General features: G+C 72.9%; 24 protein-coding genes and 1 pseudogene. 19 read left to right on the top strand and 6 right to left on the bottom strand.

Annotation, left to right across the window (positions count from 1 at the left end; all coding sequences use genetic code 11):
- The first annotated feature begins 195 nt into the window (after positions 1-195).
- The 3 genes from BUE44_RS21840 to BUE44_RS21830 all read left to right on the top strand — a co-directional run bounded on the left by BUE44_RS21840 (position 196) and on the right by BUE44_RS21830 (position 3,167).
- Positions 196-1,704 carry a carboxylesterase/lipase family protein gene (locus BUE44_RS21840; RefSeq protein ID WP_073500672.1) on the top strand — a complete coding sequence of 503 codons (1,509 nt, stop codon included), beginning with the start codon at positions 196-198 and terminating at the stop codon, positions 1,702-1,704.
- Between the two features lie 366 nt (positions 1,705-2,070).
- Positions 2,071-2,379 carry a DUF6221 family protein gene (locus BUE44_RS21835; protein ID WP_073500671.1) on the top strand — a complete coding sequence of 103 codons (309 nt, stop codon included), beginning with the start codon at positions 2,071-2,073 and terminating at the stop codon, positions 2,377-2,379.
- Between the two features lie 125 nt (positions 2,380-2,504).
- Positions 2,505-3,167: a hypothetical protein gene (locus BUE44_RS21830; protein WP_073500670.1), complete on the top strand. Its 663-nt coding sequence runs from the start codon at positions 2,505-2,507 to the stop codon at positions 3,165-3,167.
- Between the two features lie 781 nt (positions 3,168-3,948).
- On the opposite strand, the pseudogene BUE44_RS38660 reads toward BUE44_RS21830, so the two are convergent.
- Positions 3,949-4,154, bottom strand: a pseudogene (locus BUE44_RS38660) (IS5/IS1182 family transposase); the annotation flags it as partial.
- A gap of 48 nt (positions 4,155-4,202) precedes the next feature.
- Between BUE44_RS38660 and gvpO the strand changes: the two are divergent.
- The 12 genes from gvpO (at position 4,203) to BUE44_RS21765 (ending at position 11,067) form a co-directional block, all read left to right on the top strand.
- Positions 4,203-4,562, top strand: coding sequence for a gas vesicle protein GvpO (gene gvpO / locus BUE44_RS21820; protein ID WP_235002344.1), 360 nt, complete (start codon positions 4,203-4,205; stop codon positions 4,560-4,562).
- Between the two features lie 98 nt (positions 4,563-4,660).
- Positions 4,661-5,122 carry a gas vesicle protein GvpJ gene (gvpJ, locus tag BUE44_RS21815; protein ID WP_073500667.1) on the top strand — a complete coding sequence of 154 codons (462 nt, stop codon included), beginning with the start codon at positions 4,661-4,663 and terminating at the stop codon, positions 5,120-5,122.
- A gap of 11 nt (positions 5,123-5,133) precedes the next feature.
- Positions 5,134-5,856, top strand: coding sequence for a GvpL/GvpF family gas vesicle protein (locus BUE44_RS21810; protein WP_322940507.1), 723 nt, complete (start codon positions 5,134-5,136; stop codon positions 5,854-5,856).
- A 1-nt stretch (position 5,857) separates the two neighbouring features.
- Positions 5,858-6,124: a gas vesicle protein GvpG gene (locus BUE44_RS21805; protein WP_073500665.1), complete on the top strand. Its 267-nt coding sequence runs from the start codon at positions 5,858-5,860 to the stop codon at positions 6,122-6,124.
- Positions 6,124-7,035 (top strand): hypothetical protein, encoded by a 912-nt coding sequence (locus BUE44_RS37105; protein WP_073500664.1) that lies wholly within the window; start codon positions 6,124-6,126, stop codon positions 7,033-7,035. Before BUE44_RS21805 ends, BUE44_RS37105 begins: the two co-directional genes overlap by 1 nt.
- Before the next feature lie 6 nt (positions 7,036-7,041).
- Positions 7,042-8,145 carry an SRPBCC family protein gene (locus tag BUE44_RS21795; protein WP_073500663.1) on the top strand — a complete coding sequence of 368 codons (1,104 nt, stop codon included), beginning with the start codon at positions 7,042-7,044 and terminating at the stop codon, positions 8,143-8,145.
- On the top strand, positions 8,142-8,492 hold the full coding sequence (locus BUE44_RS21790; protein ID WP_073500662.1) for a gas vesicle protein: 351 nt from the start codon (positions 8,142-8,144) through the stop codon (positions 8,490-8,492). Before BUE44_RS21795 ends, BUE44_RS21790 begins: the two co-directional genes overlap by 4 nt.
- Positions 8,489-9,337, top strand: a complete 849-nt coding sequence (locus tag BUE44_RS21785; RefSeq protein ID WP_235002342.1) for a GvpL/GvpF family gas vesicle protein — start codon at positions 8,489-8,491, stop codon at positions 9,335-9,337. Before BUE44_RS21790 ends, BUE44_RS21785 begins: the two co-directional genes overlap by 4 nt.
- Positions 9,334-9,564 (top strand): gas vesicle protein, encoded by a 231-nt coding sequence (locus BUE44_RS21780; protein WP_073500661.1) that lies wholly within the window; start codon positions 9,334-9,336, stop codon positions 9,562-9,564. Before BUE44_RS21785 ends, BUE44_RS21780 begins: the two co-directional genes overlap by 4 nt.
- Positions 9,561-9,848 carry a gas vesicle protein K gene (locus BUE44_RS21775; RefSeq protein WP_073500660.1) on the top strand — a complete coding sequence of 96 codons (288 nt, stop codon included), beginning with the start codon at positions 9,561-9,563 and terminating at the stop codon, positions 9,846-9,848. Before BUE44_RS21780 ends, BUE44_RS21775 begins: the two co-directional genes overlap by 4 nt.
- 300 nt (positions 9,849-10,148) lie before the next feature.
- Positions 10,149-10,628, top strand: a complete 480-nt coding sequence (locus BUE44_RS21770; RefSeq protein WP_073500659.1) for a diadenosine tetraphosphate hydrolase — start codon at positions 10,149-10,151, stop codon at positions 10,626-10,628.
- Positions 10,629-10,662: 34 nt separating this feature from the next.
- The gene (locus BUE44_RS21765) at positions 10,663-11,067 is read left to right on the top strand and encodes a hypothetical protein (RefSeq protein WP_143172544.1); all 405 of its coding nucleotides are present in this window, start codon (positions 10,663-10,665) and stop codon (positions 11,065-11,067) included.
- A gap of 110 nt (positions 11,068-11,177) precedes the next feature.
- Here the strand turns inward: BUE44_RS21765 and BUE44_RS21760 are convergent, their stop codons facing one another.
- The 5 genes from BUE44_RS21760 to BUE44_RS21740 form a co-directional block, all read right to left on the bottom strand.
- On the bottom strand, positions 11,178-14,045 hold the full coding sequence (locus BUE44_RS21760; protein ID WP_073500657.1) for a BTAD domain-containing putative transcriptional regulator: 2,868 nt from the start codon (positions 14,043-14,045) through the stop codon (positions 11,178-11,180).
- A 138-nt stretch (positions 14,046-14,183) separates the two neighbouring features.
- Entirely contained in the window at positions 14,184-15,017 is an 834-nt protein-coding gene (locus tag BUE44_RS21755; RefSeq protein ID WP_073500656.1) for a shikimate dehydrogenase family protein, read from the bottom strand.
- A gap of 1 nt (position 15,018) precedes the next feature.
- Entirely contained in the window at positions 15,019-16,077 is a 1,059-nt protein-coding gene (locus tag BUE44_RS21750; RefSeq protein WP_079189949.1) for a 3-dehydroquinate synthase family protein, read from the bottom strand.
- Entirely contained in the window at positions 16,074-17,219 is a 1,146-nt protein-coding gene (locus BUE44_RS21745) for an ROK family protein (RefSeq protein WP_073500655.1), read from the bottom strand. Before BUE44_RS21745 ends, BUE44_RS21750 begins: the two co-directional genes overlap by 4 nt.
- Entirely contained in the window at positions 17,219-17,656 is a 438-nt protein-coding gene (locus tag BUE44_RS21740) for a type II 3-dehydroquinate dehydratase (protein ID WP_073500654.1), read from the bottom strand. The genes BUE44_RS21745 and BUE44_RS21740 overlap by 1 nt, the downstream gene beginning before the upstream one ends.
- Before the next feature lie 172 nt (positions 17,657-17,828).
- Here BUE44_RS21740 and BUE44_RS21735 point away from each other — a divergent pair, with 172 nt between their 5' ends.
- From BUE44_RS21735 to BUE44_RS38655, 4 genes are all read left to right on the top strand, one after another.
- Positions 17,829-18,995, top strand: a complete 1,167-nt coding sequence (locus BUE44_RS21735; protein ID WP_073500653.1) for a DegT/DnrJ/EryC1/StrS family aminotransferase — start codon at positions 17,829-17,831, stop codon at positions 18,993-18,995.
- Between the two features lie 68 nt (positions 18,996-19,063).
- Complete coding sequence (locus BUE44_RS21730) at positions 19,064-20,302, top strand: Gfo/Idh/MocA family protein (protein ID WP_073500652.1); 1,239 nt, start codon at positions 19,064-19,066, stop codon at positions 20,300-20,302.
- A gap of 315 nt (positions 20,303-20,617) precedes the next feature.
- On the top strand, positions 20,618-21,316 hold the full coding sequence (locus BUE44_RS21725) for an HAD-IA family hydrolase (RefSeq protein ID WP_073500768.1): 699 nt from the start codon (positions 20,618-20,620) through the stop codon (positions 21,314-21,316).
- Between the two features lie 463 nt (positions 21,317-21,779).
- On the top strand, positions 21,780-26,320 hold a 4,541-nt coding region (locus BUE44_RS38655; RefSeq protein WP_143172546.1), incomplete at its 3' end, for an AMP-binding protein.

Raw genomic sequence — 26,320 nt, 5'->3', positions numbered from 1 at the left:
AGAGCGGCCGGGCAGCCGCCCGCGGCAGCGGGGCCGAAAAGCCGACCGGCCGACCGGCAGGGCGGCCGGTGTTGTCTGTTGGGGTGTCGCTGCCGAACGTGTGCGGTCCCGGTGAACGGTTGAACGGCCGCGCTGCCGTCGGCCGAGTCCGAACCCGGTCGCATCGGCGCCCGTCCTGAGCGAGACTGGCGCACGATGAGTGAGCAGCCACGCGGTGCCGGAAGGGCCTTCGAGACGACGAGCGGTCATGTCCGGGGCGTACGATCCGACGGTGTCACCACCGTCCTCGGCATCCCGTACGCCGCCGCACCTTTCGGCGCTCGCCGGTTCCGGGGACCGCAACCGGGGCCGGTCTGGGGCGGGGTCAGGGACTGCTCGGCTTTCGGCCCTATTTCCCCGCAGTCGGCAGAGCTGCCGGGAGCGCCCGTGTGGCGTCCCGGGGACGAAGACGTCCTGAGTGTCAACGTGTGGGTGCCTGAACGCGCGGACGGTGGCGCACTGCCGGTGTTCTTCTGGATACACGGCGGCGCCTATACCTTCGGCTCGTCCGCCCAGCCCGACTTCGACGGGACAGCCCTGGCCCGTGCCGGATTGATCGTGGTCAGCTGCAACTACCGGGTGGGCTTCGAGGGGTTCGGGCATGTTCCGGGTTTCCCCGACAACCGCGGCCTGCTGGATCAGATCGCCGCTCTGCGCTGGGTCCGGGAGAACATCGAGGCCTTCGGCGGCGACCCGGGGAACGTCACCGTCGCCGGGCATTCCGCCGGAGGAGGCTCGGTGGCCTGCCTGATGGCCATGGAGAAGAGCAGGGGGCTGTTCCGGCGTGCCATCGCCCACAGCGTGCCCCACGCCTTCTCCACCGTCGCGCTCGCTGCGGCGGTCACCAGGCGGATCGCGGCGTCGGCGGGTGTCGCCCCGACGGCGGACGGGCTGCTGTCCCTGACACCCCAGGCGCTGGTGGCCGCGTCCGACCAGGTGGCCGCCCGCTCCCGGGACCAGCCGGTGGCCGCGGCCCACGCCTTCGACCCGGTGATCTTCCAGCCCGTCGCCGACGGCGAGGTGCTGACTGCCGATCCTCTCCGCATGATCGCCTCCGGCACGGCGCGGGAGGTGGACCTGCTGGTGTGCCACACGCTGGAGGAGTACTGGTTCCTCCACGCGGTGGGAGCCGTGCGGGAGGTCACCACCGAGGAGGGGCTGGCGGGCCTTGCCGACGCCCTCGGCCTGCCGTCGGCCCTGGTCGACGGCTACCAGGCGTTGATGCCCGGCACCCCGGTACTCGACCGCTACCTGGCCGTCTTCGGCGACGCGAAGTTCGGCGAGTACACCACCCGCCTCGCCGAGTACCACGCGGCCGCCGGGGGCCGGGCGTATCTGGCCCGTTTCGCTCGCAGGCGCGGCGAGGCCAGGCCCTGGCACGCCGCGGACGTCCCCTTCGCCTTCGGCAACCTGGACGCCATCGGCGCCCATTTCCTCATCGGCGGGGTTCCCGACGACCACGACCGCGCCCTGTCCGGCCGGATGCTCCGCTCCTGGGCCGACTTCGCGGCCACCGGCGACCCGGGCTGGCCGGCGGTCACCGCCGATGCCACGCCGGTCCAGTCCTGGGCCGTACCCGGTGACGTCCTGTCCGACGACGACGCCTCCGACCTCCGCGCCCTGTGGCGCGACGCCCGGTTCACCTTCCTGCGCCCCGCCGCCTGAGGCTGCCAGTCGGCTCAACCGTGGAGGAACTGGTATCCGATCCACACCTGGATCTGTGTCAGCCCGTCCAGATTGAGTCCTGTCTCGAACTCCTGCTCGGGGATGGTCACCTGCCACGCCGCCGCCTCGTCCCCAGAACGCCAACGATTTGGGTGCGTCGAGGGGCGAGTCATCGCCGAATTCAGCGGGCAGCAGCGGCTCGGTTTTGGCACTGCGAGTGCTGACCTTCGGGAGCAACCACTGCGTCGTCACGCTCTTGTCGGGCCGACGCTGCTGGTATTTCCCGTCGTGGCGCACCTCGCACGAGATCTCACCTTCCGGGTGAGACGACGCCCGCTGTCAGTGGCACAGGGAATCATGCCGGGTATGACCGCTGAACTGATCACCTGGCTGCACGAGCAGATCGACGCCGACGAGGCGGCAACCGCGGACCAGCCCCCCGAGTCCTGGCTGCCCGAAGGGCTGACCCCCGACAACCCGCTCGCCGCGCTCTACGCCCCGGCACGCGCAATCACCACGAAGCGCGACCTTCTCACCGCTTGGCGCGACCCGGAGCACGCCGATCCCGGGGACCACGACGCCCTCCGCAGCGACTGGGCGGTGCGAGTGCTCGCACTGACCAGCTACTCCGATCGCCCGGGATACCGAGCGGAGTGGGCCCCTGACGACGAGTAGGCCCCTGGAGGGCATCGGGAGCTCGCCAAGTGCCTCCGTCAGATCCATCCTGACCTCATGCGACGCCTGGCACACTGCAATGCGTCCCGTTCCCCTTGACATGTTTCCCGCATGGAGTGATGTGCATGGGCGGTTTCCTGCGGTGCAACCTGTTCTACGACGTCGATCACCAGCAGGTGTACGAGGCGCTGGACGAGTTCTGGCAGAACCGGCAGCACCGACTCGCCGACGCCGACTCCACTGTGGAGGACTGCTACACGCTCCACCAGCGGCACAATGACTGGACCGTGCTCGAGTGGACGCGCGGCTGGGAGTGGGATCTGCGCCGACGCGCCCAGCTCCACGTCTCACGGACCTACGACTGCCCCGGACTGCTGACCTTCGTCTACGACGGCGACCTGTGGGGGTATGAGCTCTTCCACCACGGCACCGAAGTGGACCACTTCGTCCAGTGGGTCGAATCCGACCAGGGGTTCTTCCCCGACGTCCCCCGCACAGGACGCCCGGACCTGCTCGTGGCCCAGTTCCCGGACCTCGGGCTGGACCTGACACATGCCCGGGGATACCTCACCAGTGTCCGCCTCGATGACGACTCGTTCGAGGACTTCTACGGGTCTGACGACGACCCGAGGAACCGCCCGGTCCGCGAAGGCGACAGGTCGGGGCGCCTGGATGCCTTTGCCGTCTTCGACTTCTGGCGCTTCCTCGGTGTGGAGCCCGATGACAACCCCACTGCCGACCTCTTCGCGGCACCCGTCTGGCGGCGGTTCACCACAGAACCTGCGTAGCCCTGCCGGCCTGGACGGCGCACCGGGTGTCGTGCGTCCCCCTCCTCGACCGTCGCCGAGCCGCTTACCCGCCGTGAACGGTGCTGCGCGTCCTCACGGTCATCGGCGCCCGGCGATTACATGGTCGGCGGGCCCTGCCCGGTGAGCCCGCATACTCCTCGCCTCGCTTGCGCGGCCTGTGAGTAGCTGTTGTCGTTCCGAACTTGAGGGCGGTGTTTTCGCTGGTCAGGCATAGGGTCGGTGATCGCGTGGGAGTAGTGGCCTGTCGGGTTGTCATTCGCCGGGGAGGCCAAGATGCCGTCGGTTGTCGGACTGAATAGGCGCTCGGCGTTGTGGGGGCGGCAGAACGGCTTGATCATTGCGCCCCTATGACGTCGGGGAGTCTGCGGTCCCAACCGGCGACCTGCCGGCGAACCTGTCTTCTCCGAACGGCGTGAGTTCCCATCCACCGAAGAAGCCATCGTGAATGCGGACTGCCAAGAGGGCCGCACTGCCCTGCTCACCCGAACCTGCGTACGTCTCGGTCCGCGCGGAACCGAGGTGAAACGCGACGACGGGGGCCGTGCGGTCATCCGTGGCATAGCTGAGGGTCTTGGGACGGACCGGGTCCGTGGAGCCGAAGGTGACAGACGGCGGGCCGAACTCGGCAACGATCTCGTGCTGTGAGCGGTTGCTCCGCGACCAGGTCGCAGCGGCGTCAACGAGGCCCGCGTGCTCCGCCGGCGTCAGCGCGCGGTCGAGGCGGAGCCAGCCCCGGCGGTAGGCGTCCTCACCGTTGCCGCCCCTCTTTGCGGGCGCCTGCGGTGTGCTGGTGAGCGCGGACGACGGTGGAGTCCACCGATACCGTCCAGTCGATGCCGTCGTCGGCGTCCGCCGCTGCCAGGACGGCGGTCGCGTCCCGTCGACGCCCCACCTGATCAACCGTTCGTGAGCAGTCAGGAACGGTCCGAGCTCCTCGGGCAGGTCCCGCCGGAGCGAGTTGGTGCGGCCCGGCGGGGCACACACGCCGCCCGGCCCCGAATGGTTCACCAGCACGTGCGCGATGCCGACGCCGCCCCGGAAGCTGGGCACATGGCTGAGCATTCAACTCGACAGGACCGGTCGGCGGCGCGCCGCCGCCCCCCTCGCGCATCCGAGCCATCCGGCGCGGGTGAGGCGGCCGAACGTGCCGCGAGCGATCTCGCCAAGCTGATCGACCGCCCGGTCGAGGGCTGTTCGGAGGTCTCGCCCACTGACGACGGCGGCTGGCTCGTGGGCGTCGACGTCGTCGAGGTGAGCCGGATCCCGGACACCACCAGCCTGCTGGCCACCTACGAGGTGGAACTCGCCGAGGACGGTTCCATGCGGCGGTATCGCCGCACCCGCCGCTACGTGCGCGGTTCGGCCGACATCTGACCGCGGCCGCACACCGCCGGTCCGGCGATCCTCCCGGCCGGCGGCCCCGCCACGCACCTGCTGATCCCCCCCGCATCCCCTCAAGGAACGGTGTCGCCGTGACTGTCATAAGCAGCGATGAAGTGGTCTGTGCTCCCCGCGCGGGCACTCTCTACGACGTACTGGACCTCATTCTCGACCGGGGCATCGTCATCGACGTCTTCATCCGGGTGTCGCTGGTCGGAATCGAGATCCTGAAGATCGACGCTCGCATCGTCGTGGCCAGCGTCGACACCTACCTGCGGTTCGCCGAGGCCTGCAACCGGCTCGACCTGGACCACGACTCCCGGTCCAGGACGGTGCCGGAACTCTTCGGCGGCGCGTCCGGCGCCGTGGGCCGCGCGGGTGCGAAGAAGGCCGCGCGTTCGGTGGGGGAGAAGGTCAAGACCGCGCTCGGCGCGGGGGACGACGAGGACGAGCCGGAGGCGGAGGACGAGGTCGCCGAGCGGCCGCGCCGGCGCCCCGTGGCCCGCAGCGCTGGCAGCCGTCCACGGTCCCGGCACCGCGACGAGGAGGATTGACCCCGTTGAGCGTGTACGTCTACGGCATCACCCGGGCAGCGGTCACCCTGCCGGCGGGCCTGCGCGGCCTCGGTGATCCGCCCGCCCGGGTCCGCACGCTGGTCGCCGGTCCCCTCGCCGCGGTGGTGAGCGCCGCCCCCGAGCGGCTGCGCGCCCGCCGCCGTGACCTGCAGGCTCACCAGGACGTCCTGCTGGCCGTCGCCGCCTGCGGGCCGATGCTGCCCTCCCGGTTCGCCGTGGTGGCGGCCGACGAGGACGCGGTGCGCGACCGGCTGCGGGCGGGAAGCGACTCCTGGCCGGCCGCCCTGGACCAGGTGGCCGGCCGGGTGGAGATGAACCTCAAGGCGATCACCGTCGAGAGCGGCCTCGCCGACCTGCTGCGGGAGGACCCGGCGCTGCGGCAGCTTCGGCAGGAGGTCCGCAGGCGGCCGGGCTACGACGCGAGCATCCGGCTCGGGGAGGCGGTCATGGCGGGGCTGCGCCGTCGGGCCGCGGCCGGCGCCGAACAGGCGATCACGGCGCTCGCCGGACTCGCCGAGGCCACCCAGCCCGGCCCCGAGGTCGAGGGGTGCGTGCGCAACATCTCGTTCCTGGTCGCCGCGGAGCGGGCGGCCGGCTTCCGCACGGCGGTCGAGGGCCTGGCCGCGCGCCTCGCCGGGCAGGTGGAGCTGCGGCTGACAGGCCCGCTGCCCTGCTACAGCTTCTCCGCCCTGCGCGCGGCGGCTGGTGTCTGACATGGGCCTTTTCACCGGCCTTCTGCTGCTGCCGCTCGCTCCGGTGCGGGGCGTGAACTGGCTGGCGGAGACGCTCTACGAGGTCGCCGACCGTGAACTGCACGACCCCGCCGTCATCCGCGCCCGACTCGCGGCCCTGAACCGCGCGTATGACGATGGAGAGATCGACGGCGCGACCTTCGAGCGCGAGGAGGACCGGCTCCTGGACCTCCTGGAAGCCCCCACGCCAGGCACACGGACCGCTTACCACCTGAGAGGTACTCACTGATGATCAGCTCGAACAAAGCGGCGGTCACCGCTGCCGTTGCCGGAGGCTACCTGCTGGGCCGTACCCGCAACGCCAAGGTGGCCTTCGCCATCGCCAGCTACGTCGCCGGCCGCAGATTCGGCCTGTCACCAGCGGCGCTCGCGACCGAGGGACTCAAGCAGCTCAGGGAGAACCCGCAGCTGGCCGATCTGCGCGACCAGGTCACCGGCGAACTGCTGTCCGCCGTGCGCTCCGCCGCGTCGGCTTCCAGCGACCGCGGGTTCTCCTCGCTGGCGGGCGTGCTGCGCGACCGTGGCCGCCCCGCCGAGGAGGAGCCGGAAGAGCCGGAAGACGAGTACGAGGAGTACGACGAGGACGAGGAGTACGGGGAAGCGGACGAGGACGCCGAAGAGCCGGACGAGGAGGAGGACGAGGGCGAACCGGAGGACGAGGCCGACGAGCAGGACGAGGAAGACGGCGACGGACCCGAGGAAGACGAGGACGAGGCGGAGGAGGAGCCTCCTGCCCCCAGGGCGCGGCGCCGGGTCCGGCGGGACCGGGCGGCCGAGAAGCCCGCACCCTCCAGGCGGCCGGAGCCGGAGCCCGAGCCGGAGCAGAAGCCGCCGCCGCGCCGGCGGCCGGAACCGCGCAAGACGGCCGCGAAGAAGGCCCCGCCCGCCGCGTCGGGCGGCCCCGCGAAGAAGGCGGCCCCGGCCAGGAAGGGGACCCCCGCGAAGGCGGCGGCCAAGAAGTCGCCCGCCGCCAAGAAGACCGCGCCCGCGAAGAAGAGCGCCCCGTCCAAGAGGGCCCCCTCCAAGGCGGCACCGGCCAAGAAGGCCACGGCGAAGAAGACCGCGCCGGCGAAGAAGACCGCCGCCAAGAAGACCGCGTCCGGCAGGTCGCAGTCCCGTGCGAACCGGCGTGGAAGGTAGACGGACATGGCCAAGCAAAACGAGCAAGCCGACGACGCCCCCACCGGACTGGACGAACTCCGCGACGAATTCGGCCAGTTGCTGAGTTCTCTGACCCAGCAGCTGGTCAGCAAGGCAAGTGACAAGGTCGACGGTCTCACCGATCGCCTGACCGACGTGGCCGAAGGCCAGGGCGGCCTCCTCGGCGCCGGCGGCCGCATTCTCCAGGGCGAGTCCCCAGCCAAGGCGCTGTTCACGCAGAAGGCCAAGGACGTCAAGGACCAGGTGGTCGGAAAGGTCAAGGGCGTCCTCCCCGGCGGTGGTGGCGGTGACGAAGACGGCGGCGGCGGGGGTGGCGGGGGTGGCGGCGGCAACATCAAGGCGACCAACATCGTGGAGAGCCTCGACGTCGGCGTGCCCATCAGGACCGCCTACGACCAGTGGTCGCAGTTCGAGGACTTCAGCGACTTCACCAAGGGCGTCCGCAGCGTGAACAAGTCGGACGAGACCATGTCCGACTGGACCGCGAAGGTCGGCCCGTCCAGCCGCAACTGGAAAGCGACCATCCAGGAGATGATCCCCGACGAGCGGATCGTATGGACGTCCGAAGGTCCCAAGGGCACCACTCACGGCGCGGTCACCTTCCACGAACTCGCGCCTCGGCTCACCCGCATCCTGGTGAACGTCGAGTACTACCCGGCGGGCTTCTTCGAGAAGACCGGCAACCTCTGGCGTGCCCAGGGCAGGCGGCTGCGGCTGGACCTCAAGCACTTCGGCCGCCACATCACGCTGAACGCCGACGCGGAAGAGATCGAGGGATGGCGCGGCGAGATCCGCGACGCCGAGGTCGTACGGTCCCACGAGGAGGCCCTCGAAGACGAGGAGAACGCCGAAGAGGGTGCCGAGGACGGCGAAGAGGCGGCGGAGGACGAAGAGGCGGAGCCCGAGGAGGAGGGCGCGGACGGCGAGGCCGAGGACTACGAGGACGAGGACGAGGAGGAGGACGACGAGGACGAGGAGTGGGACGACGAGGAAGGCGGACCGGAAGAGGAGCCGGAGGAGGAGCCGCAGGCCGAGGAAGAGGACGAGGACGGCCGGCGGGGCGCGCGCCGTAGGAGGACCCGCAGATGACGCAGATGGACCTCGTCCCGCCGGTCGACTACTCCCTGGTTCCCTCGACGGCGAACCTCGCCGAGATCCTGGAGCGCGTTCTCGACAAGGGCATCGTGATCGCGGGCGACATCAAGATCGACCTGCTGGACATCGAACTGCTCACCATCAGGCTGCGGTTGTTCATCTCCTCCGTCGAGACCGCCAAGAAAGCCGGCATCGACTGGTGGGAGACCGACCCGGCGCTCTCCTCACGGGCCGCCGAGCGCGCCCTGGCTCTGGAGAACCGGGAACTGAAGGACCGGGTCGCGGAGTTGGAGCAGGGCGCCGCGCGACCGTCCCGCCGCCGCGTCGAGGAGCGCCCGTGACGGCCACGGACGAGGCACCGGTCGCCGCGCCCGGCGCCATGGCGACCTGCGTGTTCGCCGTACGCCGTGGCGGCCCGTCGGGCGGCCTGACGGGCGTCCGCGGTCATGCGGCCGGTGGGCACGTCGGCCTGCTGCCCCTGCCGGGCGGCCTGTGGGCGGTGGCCCAGGACGTGCCCGCGGAGCTCTTCAGCCAAGAGGCGCTGCGGGCACGTCTGTCGGACCCCGAGCAGCTGGAAGACTGTGCCCGGGCGCACCACGCGGTGGTCACCGCCGCCGCGGCGGACGGCCCGGTCGTCCCGCTGGCCCTGGCCACGCTCTTCACCGACGCGGAACGGGCGCGGGCGACACTTGACGAGCAGCAGCCGCGTTTCCTGGCCGCGCTCGACCGCCTCACCGGCCGCACCGAGTGGGCGGTCAAAGTGCATGTGCGGCACCGGGGCGGCAACGGCACCGAGGGACCGGCCGCTCCGGGGCCGGCGGCCTCCACCAGCGGCCGGGCCTACCTGTCCCGGGTACGCGGTCGGGAGAAGGACCGCCGGGCCCGGCAGGATGCCGCGCTCGACGCCGCCCGCCAGGTGCACGAGGCCGCCGCGGGATTCGCCGTCGCCTCGGTGCGGCGGCGCCCGCACGGCACGGAGATCACCGGCCGAGGCCGCGTCCAGGTGCTGAACGCCGCCTACCTCGTCGACGACGCCCGGGCCGACCGGCTGGTGGCCGCCGTGCGCGCGATGACCGGCGCGTTCGCGGGGGTCGACGCCCACGCGGAGGTGTCGGGGCCCTGGGTGCCGTACTCCTTCGCCGAGGTCGCGGACGCCGGTTCGGTCGCCGACGGGGGCATCGGATGACCGCCGACACCGGTGTCGTCCCCTGGATCGGACCCGACGCCGGCGCCCCCCTCGGAGTGCCCCTGGTCGACCTGCTCGACCGGGTGCTGGCGACCGGCGTCGTCATCGAGGGCGACCTCGTCATTGCGATCGCCGACGTGCCGCTCGTCCGGCTGTCGCTGCGCGCCCTGCTGGCCTCGGTCAGCGAGCGCGTGCCCGCGCCGTGGAGCGACGGAGGACCGCTGTGACCACCGAGGCCCGCGTCGATCTCGATCCCCAACGGGCCGCCCAGGACCTGGCATCCCTGGTCCTCACCCTGGTGGAGCTGTTGCGCCAGCTGATGGAGCGGCAGGCTGTCCGCCGACTCGACCAGGGGGATCTCACCGACGCGCAGGAGGAGCGGGTCGGCACCGCCCTGATGCTCCTCGACCAGCGGATGAACGACCTGTGCGCCGCCCACGGCCTGCGCCGCGAGGACCTCCAGCTCACCCTCGGCCCGCTCGGCCCCCTCCTCAGCGAGGACACGTGGTGACCACCCCCCGCGCGCCCCGACGAGCGTGCCGCGTGGCCAGGGAGAAGCGTGTCGCCGGGCATAAACGGACCGCCACCGCCGAACTGGACTGCCCGGCCATCCACACGGAACGCTCCAACACCGGGGCCTCCTGACCTCAAGGCCCCACCTCTATGCCGCGACGCCTCCACGATCACCCGGCCGGAAACCTCAGTTCGAGACACACCCCACACAGCCGGAACGACAACAGCGACTGAAAGCCGCATGAGGAGGAGGGGGAGGGAACAGCGGTCCGCGATCACCCGCAGGTAGGATTTGGCCATGCCTGGTGACTGGCGGACGGATCGGATCGGGACTGCGCTGAGAGGTGAGAACCCGACCGTGTTGCGGCGGTTGACGTCGGGATTCGCGGCGATCGGGGATGTCCAGTTCCTGCCGGGATACTCGGTTCTTCTCGTGGACGAACCGGATGTGCAGCGGCTGTCGGACCTGCCGAAGGCAAAGCGCCTGTCGTTCCTGTCCGACATGGATCAGCTCGGCGAGGCGGTCGAGCGGGCCTGCCGGCGGCTGGACCCGGCTTTCCGGCGGATCAACCTGGAGATCCTCGGGAACACGGACCCGTTCCTGCACGCGCATGTGTGGCCGCGGTTCGAGTGGGAGCCCGCCGATGTGGTGGGTGCTCCGGTATGGCTTTATCCGCGTGACCGGTGGAGCAACAAGCAGTTCAGGCTCGGCCCGCAGCATGACGTGTTGCGGGAAGCGATCGGCAGCGAACTGGACCAGGTGCGTGCGGCGGTTTGATGGTGACGCAGGGCGGTGCCTCCCGAGGGTGGCCATGGCGGAGCAACTGTCCGAGTCTCTGCAGCGATACGCGGCAAGCCTCCGGCGGCAGTTGACGTATTACCCGGTAGAGGGGCCGTGGCAGGAAAGGGCGTACTGGGACCCGGTGCCCACCGCTCGGCGATACACCACCACGATGGGCATCGGCCGCTGGGAGGAGCGCAGTTGGCTCAACGTGCCCGGGCCGTTCTACACCGGCGAGACCGATGACGGACGCAATGGCCCGTACTACCTGCCTGAGCATGTGCTCTCCAGCGATTGTGGCTACGAGTTCGTCCACCGGCAGCCGGCCAACCCGCGCGAAGTGGCAGCGCTAACGAGCCACATGGTCTCGACTGCTACACCGGATACCTGGAGAGCGGACTTGAGGACTATCTACGGGGCCACCTGTTCTGGTTGATCGAGCGCCGCGAGCCGCGCGTCGGGGAGGCGCTGCCGGCACTGTGAACCCGGCCGGCGTCGGGCGGGTGGCCGCGCTGCTCGCGGGCGGCCTCCTGGCGGAGTCGGGGGTCAGCCGCAGACGCCGTCCAACACGGCCGCCGTCGCGGAGGCTCGGGGGCTCTGGCGGTACACCGGGCTGAGCTGGCGGCGACCGGGCGCGGCGCCCGGGCACAGCTCGGACGCCGCACGGTAGCAGCGCGCCGCGCTGTCGTGGCCGCCCGCCGCCGCGGCTCTGCGGCCCGCCTCGACCAGGGCTCGGCACGCCTCGACGGCCACCGGGTCGACCGCCTGCTCGTCGGCCGCCGACAGCGCGACCAGCTGGCGGTAGTGGTGGACCAGCAGGTCGCCGTGCTGCGCGGGGAGCGCGCCGATCCAGCCGATCGCCCGACGGTGCTTGAGCAGCCGGTCCTGCCGGGTGAGTTGGGCGTAGCAGACGTCGCGGACCAGGCGGTGGCGTACGACGTACTCGGTGTCGTCCTGCCGGGGGTTGCGGCCGACGCGGCGCAGGAAGTCCTTGCGTTCCAGTAGCCGCAGGGCCGCGTCGACATCCCGGTGCGCACGCCCGCCGACCGCCGCGACTCCGGCGGTCCACACCGTGCCGCCGAAGACAGCCGCGTCCCGCAGCACCGCCTTCTCGGCGACGGGAAGGGTGTCGAGCCGGGCCGCGACGATGGTGCGTACGACGGCGGGCGGTTCGGGTACGGAGCCGGCTCGCAGGCTCGTCAGGGCGGGCGCGTACTCCTCGGCGTACCGCGGTATCCCGCCGATGAGCGACAGCAGTTGGGGGTCGACCGGGATGCCGGGCGGCCGGGTCAGCAGCCGGTCGAGCAGGGCCGTGGTGGCCCCGTCGGACAGCGGGTCGAGGACGACGGCGGTCGCGTCGCGCTTGCCGCAGCACCAGCGGGGGCGGCGCTGGCGCAGTTCGGGGCGGGCCGTGGTGACGATGAACAGCGGTACGCGCAGCGCCCGTTCTGTGAGGTCCTCCACTTGGTCGAGGAAGGTGTCGTCGGCGTGGTGCAGGTCTTCGAGCACCAGCACCAGCGGTTGCCGGGCGGCGATCTCCTCGACCAGCCGCCGCCAGGCGGCGAAGACCCCGGTGAAGTGGGTACCGCCCTTCTCCGTGCGGTCGCCGGTGCCCCCGAGGCCCAGGCACTCGTGCAGCCCGGCCAGGACCCGGTCGGCCTCGCGGCCGGTGCCCAGCAGGTCGTGCACAGCGGCGGCCAGCCGGTGTTCGGCCCCGGTACCCCTGTCGCCGGGTGCGATGCCGGCGTACGACCGTACGATCGCGGCCAGTGGTTTCAGCGCCCGCCGCGGGCCGACCGCGGGGACGCGGGCCGACAGGCGGCGTACGGAAGCCCCCGGCACGGTGCCGGCCCGGCGGCAGAATTCCGCGACCAGCCGGCTCTTCCCGATCCCCGACTCCCCCAGCACGGTCGCGAGGTGGGGCCGGTCCCTGCGCATGACATCGCCCAGCAGTCCGGTCAGCACGTCCAGTTCGCGGTCCCGGCCGATCAACGGGACGTCGGGCCTTGGTGCTTCGGGGGCGGCCTCGACGGCGATGACAGCCAGGCCGTTGTGGCCGGTGGGAGCGCCGGCGTCGCCGTCCGGCGCGTAGCGGTCGGTGCTCGACGCGAAGGTGCGGTCGCAGATCCGCACACCGCCGGAACCGGTGAGCTGCAGCAACCGCTCGCAGCGGTCGAGAACGGCGCCTGTCACCTCGGCCGGCTGCCGGTCGTCCTCGCTGCGGTAGCGGGCGAGGATCTCGCCGGTGGCGACCGCGGACTTCACCGTGACGCAGCCGCGGGACGCCCCGATCCGGTCCCGGATCGCCAGCGCGGTGCGGACGGCGCGGGCCGGGTCGTCCTCGTGCGTGCGCGGCAGTCCGAAGAGGACGGGCAGGACCGGGCCGAGCGGGTCGCGCACCAAACCGCCGTAGCGGGCGGCCTCCTCCGCGGTGATGCGGTGCAGGTCGCGCAGCGCCTCGTCGACCTGCTCGGGGTCGTCGGCGGCGCCGCTGCCCAGACTCGCCCTGACCAGCAGCACGCTGACCTGCTTGCGCTCGGCGAGTGCGAGCGCCGGCGCGGAGGCGGGGGCGGGGGCGGGTGGGGATCCGGGGCCGGGAGCCGCGGGCGAGGGAGCTCCGGCCGCGACCGGTCCCGCGGGCGGCGCGGCCCGGTCCGTACGGCTGCCCGCGGACGTGCGTACGGGCTCGGTCCTGCCCGCCTCCCGCGCCCGGAGCGGCGGGAGCGCCAGCATCGGGTGCTGCTTGAGTATCGCCCGCTCCAGGTCCTGGAGTTCGGCGCCGGGGTCGAGGCCGAAGTCGCCTACCAACCGGTCCCGCAGCCGCTGGTAGGCGGCCAGGGCCTCCGGCTGCCGGCCGCACCGGTACAGCGCGAGCATCAGCAGGCCGCAGGTGCGTTCCCTGGCCGGCTCCTGCTCGCTCATCGCCGCCAGCTCGCCCACCACCTCGCGATGCCGGCCGAGGGTCAACTCCGCCTCGACGCAGTCCTCGAAGGCGGCCAGCCGGGTCTCCTTGACCATCGCCAGCTCGTGCCAGCCGACGCCGGTCTCCGCCACGTCGGCCAGCACCGGGCCGCGCCACAGCGCCAGCGCCTCGCGCAGCAGCACCGCGGCCGACTCCCAGTCCTGCGCCCGCAGCGCGTCGCGGCCGCTGCGGACCAGTTCGTCGAAGCGGGTCAGGTCGATCGCGTCCGGGTCGATCCGCAGGACGTACCCCGGGGGAACGGTCGACAGCGCGGCCTCGGGGCCGAGGGCGCGACGCAGACCGGCGACGGCGTTCTGCACCATCTTGCGCGCGGTGGGCGGCGCCCCTTCGCCCCACAGCGCCTTGATCAGCTCGCTGGTGGCGACCACCCGGTTGGGGCGCAGCAGCAGAAAAGCGAGGACAGCCCGCTGATTGGCTCCTCCTAGCAGCACAGGTCTGCCGTCCCGTATGGCCTCCAACGGACCCAACACCGTGAATCGCATGCTCGCCCCCGGTCGGCACATGAAATATGACTCAGCAGGTCAGCATAGGAGACGACGGCGCTATTACCTCATTGTTTCATGTGCTCTTCATATTCCCGGAGTTGCCGTCAGGCGGAAAAAGTGGGAGTAAAGTTCGATCTGACATCTCAGCATGTGGATACCGTGGTGAATTCCCAGGCCACATGCCGCGGCGGCCCGCAGCAGCGGTGTCTCATGCGGCTCCATGACCAGATCGGCGACGAGGGTGCCGGGCGCCAGGTCGCGGGGGGCGAACGGCAGCGGGTCGCCGGCGCGCAGGCCCAGCGGGGTGGCGTTCACCGCCAGGTCCGTACCGCGGGCCACCACCGGGTCGACGGACGTATCCGCGCGTGCGGCGGGCGCGGCCGTCACCCGCCCCGGCCACCGGGCGCCCAGCCGGTCGACCAGCGCAGCGACCCGCGCCCGGTCCGGGTCGCGTACGACGACGTGCTCCGCGCCCCCGGACAGCAGGGCGGCGGCCACCGCGAGGCCTGCGCCGCCCGCACCCGCCAGGAACACCCGCAGGCCGCGTACGCGGTGGCCGCTGCCGGCCAGGCCGCGGACGAAGCCGGCTCCGTCGAAGTTGTCGGCGAACCAGCGTCCGTCGGGCTCCCTGCGCAGCGCGTTGGCGCTGCCGGCCAGCGCGGCGGCCTCGCTCAGCTCGTCGGCATACGCGCACACCGCGAGCTTGTGCGGAACCGTCACCAGCAGGCCGTCCACGTTCCCGGCCGCCTTGAGGCCGCCGACGACCTCCGCGAGGCGGGCGGCGGGCGCGTGGACGGGGACGAGTACGGCGTCGGCGCCCAGCAGGGCGAATTCCGCGTTGAGCAGGGCGGGCGCCTTGACCTGCGTGACGGGATCGCCCAGCACCGCGAACAGCCGGGTGCGGCCGGAGACCGGCATCTCAGGCCGCCCCGCGCGGCATCGCGTCCAGGGCCGCCGTGACCACCGGCTCGGGGATGTCCGGTACGACCTCGGGGCCGCGCGGCCCGTCCAGGACGAAGGCGAGGCCGGTCGTCGCCTTCTTGTCGCGCCGCATCAAGGTGACCAGTTCCTGGACGGCGAGACCGGAGGGCAGCCCGACCGGCAGGCCGTAGTGCGCGACGACCTCGGTGTGCTCGGCGACCCGGGCCTCCCCGATCCGCCCCAGTGCGCCCGCCAGCCGGCCGGCGAAGACCGTACCGATGCCGACCGCCTCGCCGTGCCGCAGCCGGAAGCCGGTGGCGCGCTCCAGCGCGTGGCCCAGGGTGTGGCCGTAGTTCAGGATGTGCCGGGGCCCGCTGTCGCGTTCGTCGGCGGCGACTACCGAGGCCTTGAGCGCGACGCTGGCCGCGATCTGGTCGGCGAGCGGCCTCCCGCGCAGGTCGCCCGCGCCGATGAAGTGGCAGCGGGCGATCTCGCCGTAGCCGTTGACCACTTCGCGGGGAGGCAGCGTCGCGAGGTAGTCGGTGTCGCACAGAACGGCGGCGGGTTGCCAGTAGGCGCCGACCAGGTTCTTGCCCTGTGGCAGATTCACCGCGGTCTTGCCGCCGACCCCGGCGTCGACCTGGGCGAGCAGCGAGGTGGGGAGATGCACCACGGGCACCCCGCGGTGGTAGAGGGCTGCCGCCAGGCCCACCGCGTCGGTGGTCGTGCCGCCGCCGCATGACACCACCGCGTCGGCCCGGGTCAGCCCGAAGTCCGCGAAGCGGCGGCACATCTCCTCGACCCAGCCGAGGGACTTGTCCACTTCGCCGTCCCTCGCCGTCACATGCAGTGCCGGCACCCCGGGATCGGGCACCCACTCGCGTGGCCTGGCCGACACGACGGCGACCTGCCGTGCCCCGATCCGCCGTACGACCCGAGCCAGTTGGTGCCGTGCGCCCGGCCCGATCAGTACCGGGTAGCCGCGGTCGCCGAGGGCGACGTCGATCTTCCGCAGGGTGGCGCCGGGTGCCGCGGGGGGTGGACTGGTGAGGGTCAAAGGACGTCCCTTTCCGAGAGGTCGGACGGCGCGTGGGTGCGGTGCGGCACGGAAGCGGCGCGTACGCGGCGGGCAGGCCCGGCGGGTGGCGCTTCCGTGAGGGGAGCGGGGCTGGCGGGTGGGACTTGTCGGTCGGCGGATCCGGCGGGTAGGGCTTCGCGGCCGGTGGGTCCGGCTTCGCGGCCCGCGGGTGCGGCGGGGAGGGCTTCGCGGGCCAGCGCCACCGCGCCGTACAGCGAGGACAGGGCGCCCAGCGTGGCCGGGACGACCGGGGGTGGCACGAAGCCGGCGCGGGCGAGGCGGCGGACGTGCGTGTCGACGCGTGCGGTGAAGGAGGGGATGCCTGCCGCGAATCCGCCCCCGATGAGGGCGACATCGGGGTGCGCGATCTCGGCCAGGGTGACGACTCCGGCGGCCAGTGCCGCACAGGTGTCGTCCACCGCGCGCACCGCCCAGTCCGCGCCGGCCGCCAGCGCGTCCCGCAGCTCGGCGAAATCCGTTGCAGACCTCCGTAGTTCGGCGGCCCTGCCCAGCGTCGCCGGGCCGGACGCGGTGGCCTGGAGGCAGCCGCGCCGCCCGCAGTCGCAGGGCGGACCGCCGCGGTCGACCAGCATGTGCCCCACCTCGCAGGACCCGCGCTCCGGTCCGGGGAAGAGGCGGCCGGCCCGTACGAGGCCGCCGCCGACGCCCGTACCGACGCCGAGATAGGCCACATCCGCGTACCCCGCGTGCACCGCCTCCGCCAACGCGGCCAGATCGCCGTCGTCCGCCTGCCGCACCGCCGCGCCGGGGAAGAGCTCGCGCAGGGCGGCGCCGAGCCCGAAGCCGGTCCAGGCCGGCCGGCCGGGCCACGCCCACACCGTGCCCGCCGGATCGAGTGTCGCAGGCACCGCGACGCCGACCGCGTCGAAGCCGCCACCCCAACGCCCCTCCAGGGAGCGGACATTCGACGTCAGCGCGGCCCAGTCCGCCGCCACGCCGCCGGAACCGGGCCAGCGCAGCACCACCTCCTCGGCGCGGCCGCCGGCTCCCTCCGCCCGCAGCGCCACCTTCGTGCCGCCCAGGTCGACGCCGAGCACGCGGGCCGCGGCGGCGGCGCCCGCCGCACCGATCGCACCTGCGGTGCCGGTCGGCGCGGCCATCAGGGCCGCGGCACCTTCGCCAGCAGCGCCTGTGCGGCCAGCCGGTAGCCGAGCGACCCTAGGCCCACGATCACACCGCTCGCGATCGGCGCGAGCACGGACTCGTGCCGGAAGGTCTCACGCGCCCACACGTTCGACAGATGCACCTCGATCCACGGCCGCGGATAGGCGGCAAGCGCGTCCCGCAGTCCCCATCCGGCGATCATCAGCGCGCCGGGGTTCACTATCGCGCCGACCCCCTCGTACGCGTCGTGCACCGCCTCGATGAGTTGGCCCTCGGACTCGCGCTGGACCGACACCACCTTCCAGCCGCGCTCGGCGACCTCCGCGCCGACCGCCGCGACGATGTCGTCGAGCGTGTCGGTGCCGTAGATCTCCGGTTCCCGCCGGCCCAGTATCCCCAGATTCGGTCCGTTCAACAAAAGCAGTTCGCTCATGGACCGGTTATAACAGTTCAGGACCGCACGGCCGACGCAATTACGGACAGCCGTATGGGACAAGGGAAATATAGGGGGGTGGATAGGGGAGGTGACGATCTTTATTCCGTGGGTTAGCGTGCTTATCACCGAATCCTCGCACCATCCCCGAATAAGAAAGGCGGCGGGAATCATGAGCGCCGACCGGCATCCGGCCCCCGACTTCCCCGCGTGGCCGCAGTACGACGCGGCGGAGCGGGAAGGGCTGATACGCGCGCTGGAACAGGGCCAGTGGTGGCGTATCGGCGGCAGCGAAGTCGACTCCTTCGAGCGCGAGTTCGCCGACTACCACGGTGCGGAACGCGCGCTGGCGGTCACCAACGGCACCCACGCACTCGAACTGGCCCTGCAGGTACTCGGCGTCAGCCACGGCACCGAGGTCATCGTGCCCGCCTTCACCTTCATCTCGTCCTCGCAGGCGGCCCAGCGGCTCGGCGCCGTCGCGGTACCGGTGGATGTGGACCCGGAGACGTACTGCCTGGACGTGGCCGCGGCGGCCGAGGCGGTCACCCCGCGCACCCGGGCGATCATGCCGGTGCACATGGCGGGCCACTTCGCGGACATGGACGCGCTCGACAAGCTCTCCGCGGACACCGGGGTGCCGGTGATCCAGGACGCCGCGCACGCGCACGGCGCCCAGTGGCGCGGCCGGCGGGCGGGCGCGCTCGGCTCGATCGCCGCATTCAGCTTCCAGAACGGCAAGTTGATGACCGCCGGCGAAGGCGGCGCCGTCACCTTCCCCGACAACGCCTCGTACGAGGAGGCGTTTCTGCGGCACAGTTGCGGCCGGCCGCCGACCGACCGCAAATACTTCCACCAGACGTCCGGTTCCAACTTCCGGCTCAACGAATTCTCCGCGAGCGTGCTGCGCGCCCAACTCGGCCGCCTGGACGAGCAGATCGCCGTCCGCGAGCAGCGCTCGGCGGTGCTGCGGCGACTGCTCGCCGAGATCCCGGGCGTCGTGCCGCAGGGCCGCGACGAACGGGTCGACCGGATGCCGCACTACATGGCGATGTTCCAGGTGCCCGGCCTCGGCGAGCAGCGCAGGGACGCGCTGGTCGACGACCTGATCGCGCGGGGACTCCCGGCCTTCGTCGCCTTCCGGGCGATCTACCGCTCCGACGGGTTCTGGGAGACCGGCGCGCCCGACACCACCGTCGGCGACCTCGCCCGCCGCAACCCCGTCACCGAGGCGCTGACCGCGGACGGGATATGGCTGCACCACCGCACCCTGCTGGCCGGAGAACAGCAGATCCACGACATCGCGCAGATCCTCACCGACGCCCTGGCCGCCCTGTGAGCACCGGCGGCACGCAGCCCCGGGGGACGGCTTCCGGTCCCGGGGAAGGCCCTGGGGAGGGTCCCGGGGTGCCGCAGGGGCCGGTGCGGGTGGCGCTGGTGGGGCTCGGTTGGGCGGGGCGCTCCATCTGGCGGCCCCGGCTCGACGCCCATCCCGGTTACGCCCTCGCTGCCCTGGTCGAGCCCGACCCGGCCATCCGCGCGGCCGCTGGTTCCGGTTCCGGGAGCGCGCCCGGTCCCCGGCCCATGGTGCTCGCCGACGCCGACGACCTCGACCCCGCGCAGGTCGACCTGGCCGTGGTGGCGGTGCCCAACCACCTGCACGCCCCGGTCGCCGCCGGGCTGCTCCGCCGCGGGATCCCGGTCTTCCTGGAGAAGCCGGTGTGCCTGACCGTCGCCGAGGCCGACCAGTTGGCCGCCGCCGAACGGGACGGCGGCGCAGTGCTGTTGGCGGGCAGCGCGGCCCGCTACCGCGCCGACGTCCAGGCGCTGCGGACGCTCACCGCCGAGTTGGGACCGATCCGGCACATCGACCTCGCCTGGGTCCGGGCCAGCGGAGTCCCCGACGCGGGCGGCTGGTTCACCAGCCGCCGGCTGTCGGGCGGCGGCGCCCTGGTGGACCTCGGCTGGCACCTGCTCGACACGGTGGGGCCGTTGCTGGGCACGCTACCCGCCTTCGGACAGGCCCTCGGCACGGTCTCCGCGGACTTCGTCAACAGCGGTGCCGGGGCGGCCGCATGGCGCGGCACTGGCGGGCAGCGCCCGGGCGGTGACGTGGAGGACACCGCACGCGGTTTCCTGGTCACCGACCGCGGGGTCTCGGTGGCGCTGCGCGCGAGTTGGGCCTCGCACGAAGCGCTCGACACCACCCGCATCAGAGTCGAGGGCGCCGCCGGCAGCGCGACCCTCACCTGCACCTTCGGCTTCAGCCCGAACCGCAGGCCGACCTCGCTGCTGAACCACACCCGCGACGGCGTGACCACGGCGGTGCCGGTGCCTGCGGAGGAGATCGGCGCCGAGTACACCCGCCAACTCGACGTCCTGCCCGCGCTGCTCGCCGACCCCGACGAGCGGGGCGCCGCCGTCGCCCACGCCCGCCGCACGATCGCCGTGATCGAGCGACTCTACGACTCGGCCGCGGTGGCTCAGGGCGCCGGGAGATCCGCGACCGCGCTTCCCGAGACCGCACTGCCCGAGACCGCCGTTCCCGAATCCGCGCAGCCCGAGGCCGCACCGACGGCCGCCGCGTCCGCCGAAGCCGCGGTCCGGCGGCGGAGCCACGTCCCGGCTCGCACGCCGGCTCCGTAGCCGGCCCGGACCGGCGCAGTCGGCCGGTTGATCACCACCGGCAAGGCCGCCCCGGCCGACCAGTCCTTCCGCCCCGCCCCGGCCGACCAGTCCTTCCGCCCCGCCCCGGCCGACCAGTCCTTCCGCCCCACCCGGCCGACCAGTCCTTCCGCCCCACCCGGCCGACCATTCCGTCGCCCCACCCGGCCGACCATTCCGTCGCCCCACCCGGCCATCCGCCCGGGAGCCCCACCACACCCACATGGAGACCCCGTGTCCGCACCCGCCTTCCGCACGCCACCCACCGCGCCCGGCGCGGCGTCCATACCCCGCACGGTGCACCGAGAACATCCGCCCGGTTCGGCGTTCACCAGGCCGGAGCCCACGCCCGAGGTCGTGGTGTTCGACCTCGACGGGGTGATCGTCGACAGCTTCGGGGTGATGCGACAGGCGTTCCTGACCGCGTACTCCGAAGTGGTCGGCGACGGGCGGGCACCGTTCGAGGAGTACAGCCGGCATCTGGGCCGCTACTTCCCCGACATCATGCGCATCATGGGGCTCCCCCTTGAGTTGGAGGAACCGTTCGTACGGGAGAGCTACCGGCTCGCCCACCAGGTCACCGTCTTCGCCGGCGTGCCCGAGCTGCTATCCGAACTACGGGAGCGAGGACTGCGGTTGGCCGTCGCGACCGGCAAGAGCGGGCCCCGCGCCAGGTCCCTGCTCGACGGGCTCGGCCTGCTGCCGTACTTCGCCCATGTCATCGGCTCCGACGAGGTCGCGCGGGCCAAACCGGCACCCGATATCGTACTGCGTGCTCTCGAACTGCTCAAGGTGGGGCCGGAAAAGGCGATGATGGTCGGCGACGCGGTGACCGATCTGACCAGCGCTCGTGGCGCCGGCGTCACCGCGGTCGCCGCGCTGTGGGGCGAGGCCGACGAGAGCGCGCTGCTGGCCGCGGCGCCCGACGCGGTCCTGCGCCGCCCCGCGGACCTGCTCACGCTGTGCCCGACCGCTGTCCGGGCCACCGCCCGCTGACTGCGGCCCGCACCGCCGCTGTCCCGGCTCCCCCGCCCGCCTCTCCCGCACGCGCCCCGGTACTCGCCCCAGTACCGGGGCGCATTGCGTATTGCGCCGGGCGGGGACAGGGCCTTCATAGGGGGACGGTTAGGGGCGGCCGTCCGCGGGCGGGCGACAACACTGGGAGCGGCGGGGAATTCCGCCGGCGATTTCCCGGTCCACCGCATACGACACAACTCGCCGGTGCCGGAAATTCCGTACCGCCGGGCCGTCGATGCGGACACGGCCGGCCGCAAGGGCGCGGCGTTCCACCGCGACCGCGCGACAGGCGTCCGCGCATGACGCGCGGCGTCGTACCGCTCCCGTCCGTGCCGCACGGTCCGGTACGGCACGCATCGGTACGACCCGTGTCCGTACGGCGAGCGACATGTGACCACCCACGCAGGGACCCAGGGAACCAGGGACGTAAGGAAGTGACGGCATGCTGCGCACCGAGCTGATCCGGCCGGTACCCGAACTGCTGGCCGGGCACGCCGCCCGCAGCGCCGGCAAAGCCGCCTTCCGGGACGCGGCCCGTACCGTCACCTACGGCGAACTCCAGCTCCGCACCGGGCGGATCGCGGGCCATCTCGCGGCCCATCGACTGCAGCCCGGCGACCGTGCGGCGATCCTGCTCGGCAACAGCGTCGAGACCGTCGAGAGCTACTTCGCCATCCTGCGGGCCGGTGCTATCGCCGTGCCGCTCAACCCGCGCCTCACCGCCGCTGAGTTGGGCTACCTGCTGGAAGACAGCGGTGCCCGCGCGGTCATCACCGACCCGGCGCACGCCGAGCAGTTCGCCGACCTGCTGCGCGAACGCGCCGACATGCGGGTCGTGGTGACCGGCGACCTGCCCGTGCCGGCGGGCGCGCTGTCCTTCGAGACGCTGGCCGGCAGCGAACCTCCCACCACCGCGCGTGACGACCTCGGCCTCGACGACCCCGCGTGGATGCTCTACACCTCGGGCACCACCGGACGCCCGAAGGGCGTGCTGTCCACGCAGCGCAACTGCCTGTGGTCGGTTGCCGCCTGCTACGTCCCGATCCCCGGCCTCGGTCCCGACGACCGGGTGGTGTGGCCGCTCCCGCTCTTCCACAGCCTGTCGCACATCGCCTGCGTGCTCGGCGTGACCGCGGTGGGCGCCACCGCCCGGCTCCTCGACGGGTTCGCCGCCGGGGACGTCCTCGACGCGCTTCGCGAGGAGTCCGCGACCTTCCTCGCGGGCGTCCCCACCATGTACCACCAACTGGTGCGCGCCGCCCGGGAGGACGGATTCCGCGCACCCGACCTGCGGATGTGCCTGGTCGGCGGTGCGGTGACGACGGCGGCACTGCGCCGCTCGTTCGAGGACGCCTTCGGCGCACCGCTCATCGACGCCTACGGCTCCACCGAGACCTGCGGCTCGATCACCGTCAACTGGCCCACCGGCGCCCGGGTCGAGGGCTCCTGCGGGCTGCCGGTGCCCGGCCTCGGGGTGCGGATCGTCGACCCGGAGACGGGGGTCGACGTCCCGGACGGCGCGGAGGGCGAGGTGTGGGTCCGCGGCCCGAGCGTCATGCTCGGCTACCACAACCAGCCGCAGGCCACCGCGGAAGCCCTGCGCGACGGCTGGTACCGCACCGGCGACCTCGCGCGCCGCGACGCCGACGGTTACTTCACCATCTCCGGGCGCATCAAGGAACTCATCATCCGCGGCGGCGAGAACATCCACCCCGGTGAGGTCGAGGAAGTGCTGCGGTCGGTGCCGGGCGTCGCGGACGTGGCCGTCGCCGGTAAGCCGCACGACGTGCTCGGCGAAGTGCCTGTCGCCTTCCTCGTCCCCACCGCGGAAGGCCTCGACCCGGTGGCCCTGCTCGCCGCCTGCCGCGAACGGCTGTCGTACTTCAAGGTTCCCGAGGAGCTGTACGAGACCGACCGCATCCCGCGGACCGCCTCCGGCAAGATCACCCGCCATCTGCTGCTGGACGGCCCGGCACGGCTGCGGGCCACCGGGGGCGCCCACGTCGAGCACCTGTACCGCACCGACTGGCTGCCGCTGTCCTCCGTGCCGACCGCGGAGCCGCGCGTCTCCAGCCCGCGGTGGGCGGTCGCGGGCACCGACGCCGCGGCCGTCGCGGCCGCGCTCGACCCCGCGACCGCCTACGTCGACCTGACCGAACTGCGGGCTGCCGCGGGCACCGTTCCCGACGCCGCCGTCGTGAACGTCGCCTCCTTCGGTACGGACATCGGTACGGACATCGGCGCGGATGCAGGCGCGGGTGCGGGTACAGGTGCGGCTTCGGCGGCCGACCGTGACTCGGACGATCGCGTGCAGCATGGCGCCGGGGCGCCGGGCGACGCCTGGACAGGTCGTGCCGGCTCACCTCCGAATCCGGACGAAGGCGGCGGCTCCGTCGACCCCGGCGCTGCGGTCGAGGCCGCCGTGCGGGATCTCGCGGCGCAGTTCGACGGGTGGCTGGACGACGAGCGGTTCGCCGGCACCCCCCTGGTCGTGCTGACCAGGGGCGCGGTCTCCACCGGCGCGGACGATCCCGTGCCCGGTCCCGTACAGGCCGCGCTGTGGGGCCTGGCCAGGGCCGCCCAGACCAGCCGTCCCGGCCGGCTGGTCCTCCTGGACCTCGCCCAGGACGCCGACCTGCCGGTCGCGCTGGCCGCCGCGGTCGCCACAGGTGAGCCGCAACTCGCCGTGCGCCACGGAGTCGCACTGCGGCCCCGGATCTCGCAGGTGGCCGCGCCCCCGGCCGCCCCCGGAGAGCCGTCCACCCTTTCCACCCCGAGCGGGCATGTGCTGGTCACGGGCGCCGACGGACCCACGGCGGCCGTCGTCGCACGCCACCTGGTCGCCACCTACGGCGTACGACGGCTGCTGCTGGTCAGCGAGGGTGGTGCGGAGGACCAGGCGGCCGCCGACCTGGCAGCGGACCTCGTGGCGCGCGGCGCCGCGGTCGAGCTGGTGGCCTGCGACCTCGCCGACCGGGACCGGACCGCGTCCCTGCTCGCCGATGCGGTACGTGTCGACGCCGTCGTCCACACCGCCGGCGCCGTCTTCCCCGGGCTCGCGCGCACCGCCGCCGGGGCGGTCAACCTCCTTGACGCGGTGTCCCGTCGGCAGGTGACCGGCTTCGTCGCCGCCGTCCCGGCGGGCGGGCTGCCCGGTCCCGCGGGGCGGGCCGAGGAGGCGGCCGCCGCCTTCGTCGACGCGCTGCTCCACCAGCGAGCCGGGGCCGGGCTGCCCGCCCTCGTCCTGCACACCGGGCCCGCGGCCGGCGACGGACGGCCGGTGCCCGACTGGCTCGGGCGGTTGACCGCTCACGACCTCGTGGCGCTCTTCGACGCGGCCCAACTCGCCGACGACACCTCGCTGCTGCTGCTCAGGCTGGACACCGACGGCCTGGACGCGCTCGACCCGGCGGCGGTGCCCGCGTCGCTGCGCGGCCTGATCGACACCCGGGCGACGGCTCCCGCTCCGCTCCCTGACAACGCCGCCGCGACGGCCCTGCGCCGCCGCCTGGACGGCCTCGCCGACGACCAGCGCCTGCGCGTCCTGCTGGATCTGACCCGCACAGAGGCCGCCGCGGTGGTCCCGGGCCACGCGACCGTACCGGCCGAGCGGCCGTTCAAGGACCTCGGCTACACCTCGCTCGCCGCGGTCGGCCTGCGCGACCGGCTCGCCGCCGCGACCGGACTGCGGCTGCCGGCCACTCTCGCCTTCGACCGTCCCACCCCCGCCGCCGTGGCCCGGCATCTGCTCGACGTACTGTACGGGCGGCCGCCGGCCGCCCCGGCCGCCCCGGCCGCCGCGGGCGCCGCTCGGGCCCACTCGGACGAGCCGGTCGCGATCGTCGGCATGGCCTGCCGGCTGCCGGGCGGCGTGAACTCGCCCGCCGACCTGTGGCAGCTGGTCGCGGAAGGCCTCGACGGCATCGGCGAATTCCCCGCAGACCGAGGCTGGGACCTGGACGCGCTCTACGACCCCGACCCCGACGTGCCCGGCACCTCGTACACCCGGCACGGCGGATTCCTGTCCGCCGCGGGCGACTTCGACGCCGACCTGTTCGGGATCTCGCCGCGCGAGGCACTGGCGATGGACCCGCAGCAGCGGCTGCTGCTGGAAGTCTCCTGGGAGGCGCTGGAGTCGGCCGGGCTCGACCCGACCGCGCTGCGGGCGGCACCGGTCGGAGTCTTCTCCGGCCTGATGTATCACGACTACGCGACCGGTCTGGGTGACGTCCCGGAGGGCCTTGAGGGCTATCTCGGCACCGGCAACTCGGGTTCCGTGGCGTCGGGTCGGGTCTCGTACACCCTCGGCCTTGAGGGGCCCTCGGTCACGGTGGACACCGCGTGCTCGTCGTCGCTGGTCGCGCTGCACCTCGCCGCCCAGTCGCTGCGCGACGGCGAGTGCACGCTCGCGCTGGCGGGGGGCGTGGCCGTCATGGCCAGGCCGACGTCGTTCGTGGAGTTCTCGCGGCAGCGCGCACTGGCGGAGGACGGGCGTTGCAAGGCGTTCGCGGACGCCGCCGACGGCACCGCCTGGTCGGAGGGCGTGGGGGTACTGGTACTGGAACGGCTCTCCGACGCGCAGCGGCTGGGGCACCAGGTACTCGCCGTCGTGCGCGGCTCCGCGGTGAACCAGGACGGTGCCTCGAACGGCCTCACCGCGCCCAACGGGCCTTCCCAGGAACGGGTGATCAGGCAGGCACTCGCCAACGCGCGGTTGTCGGCGCCCGATGTGGACGCGGTCGAGGCGCACGGCACGGGCACGACGCTGGGCGACCCGATCGAGGCCCAGGCGCTGCTGGCGACCTACGGTGCCGGGCGGCCGGTCGAACAGCCGCTGTGGCTGGGCTCGTTGAAGTCGAACATCGGCCACGCCCAGGCGGCGGCGGGCGTCGCGGGTGTGATCAAGATGGTCGAGGCGATGCGGAACGGCGTGCTGCCGCGCACGCTGCACGTGGACGCGCCGACCTCGAAGGTCGACTGGTC

This window comes from Actinacidiphila paucisporea (assembly GCF_900142575.1).
Lineage (GTDB): Bacteria > Actinomycetota > Actinomycetes > Streptomycetales > Streptomycetaceae > Actinacidiphila > Actinacidiphila paucisporea.
Note: the sequence above shows the minus strand (reverse complement) of the source record. Positions and strands in the feature narration are given on the sequence as shown.

What these genes read in the sequence shown, in the direction of transcription:
- BUE44_RS21830 (WP_073500670.1), top strand. Translation starts at nt 2,505, where the DNA reads ATGGGCGGTTTCCTGCGGTGCAACCTGTTCTACGACGTCGATCACCAG.
- BUE44_RS21740 (WP_073500654.1), bottom strand. Translation starts at nt 17,656, where the DNA reads ATGAGCGAACTGCTTTTGTTGAACGGACCGAATCTGGGGATACTGGGC.
- BUE44_RS21835 (WP_073500671.1), top strand. Translation starts at nt 2,071, where the DNA reads ATGACCGCTGAACTGATCACCTGGCTGCACGAGCAGATCGACGCCGAC.
- BUE44_RS21805 (WP_073500665.1), top strand. Translation starts at nt 5,858, where the DNA reads ATGGGCCTTTTCACCGGCCTTCTGCTGCTGCCGCTCGCTCCGGTGCGG.
- BUE44_RS21795 (WP_073500663.1), top strand. Translation starts at nt 7,042, where the DNA reads ATGGCCAAGCAAAACGAGCAAGCCGACGACGCCCCCACCGGACTGGAC.
- BUE44_RS21745 (WP_073500655.1), bottom strand. Translation starts at nt 17,219, where the DNA reads ATGGCCGCGCCGACCGGCACCGCAGGTGCGATCGGTGCGGCGGGCGCC.
- BUE44_RS37105 (WP_073500664.1), top strand. Translation starts at nt 6,124, where the DNA reads ATGATCAGCTCGAACAAAGCGGCGGTCACCGCTGCCGTTGCCGGAGGC.
- BUE44_RS21790 (WP_073500662.1), top strand. Translation starts at nt 8,142, where the DNA reads ATGACGCAGATGGACCTCGTCCCGCCGGTCGACTACTCCCTGGTTCCC.
- BUE44_RS21780 (WP_073500661.1), top strand. Translation starts at nt 9,334, where the DNA reads ATGACCGCCGACACCGGTGTCGTCCCCTGGATCGGACCCGACGCCGGC.
- BUE44_RS21840 (WP_073500672.1), top strand. Translation starts at nt 196, where the DNA reads ATGAGTGAGCAGCCACGCGGTGCCGGAAGGGCCTTCGAGACGACGAGC.
- BUE44_RS21765 (WP_143172544.1), top strand. Translation starts at nt 10,663, where the DNA reads ATGGCGGAGCAACTGTCCGAGTCTCTGCAGCGATACGCGGCAAGCCTC.
- BUE44_RS21735 (WP_073500653.1), top strand. Translation starts at nt 17,829, where the DNA reads ATGAGCGCCGACCGGCATCCGGCCCCCGACTTCCCCGCGTGGCCGCAG.
- BUE44_RS21755 (WP_073500656.1), bottom strand. Translation starts at nt 15,017, where the DNA reads ATGCCGGTCTCCGGCCGCACCCGGCTGTTCGCGGTGCTGGGCGATCCC.
- BUE44_RS21770 (WP_073500659.1), top strand. Translation starts at nt 10,149, where the DNA reads ATGCCTGGTGACTGGCGGACGGATCGGATCGGGACTGCGCTGAGAGGT.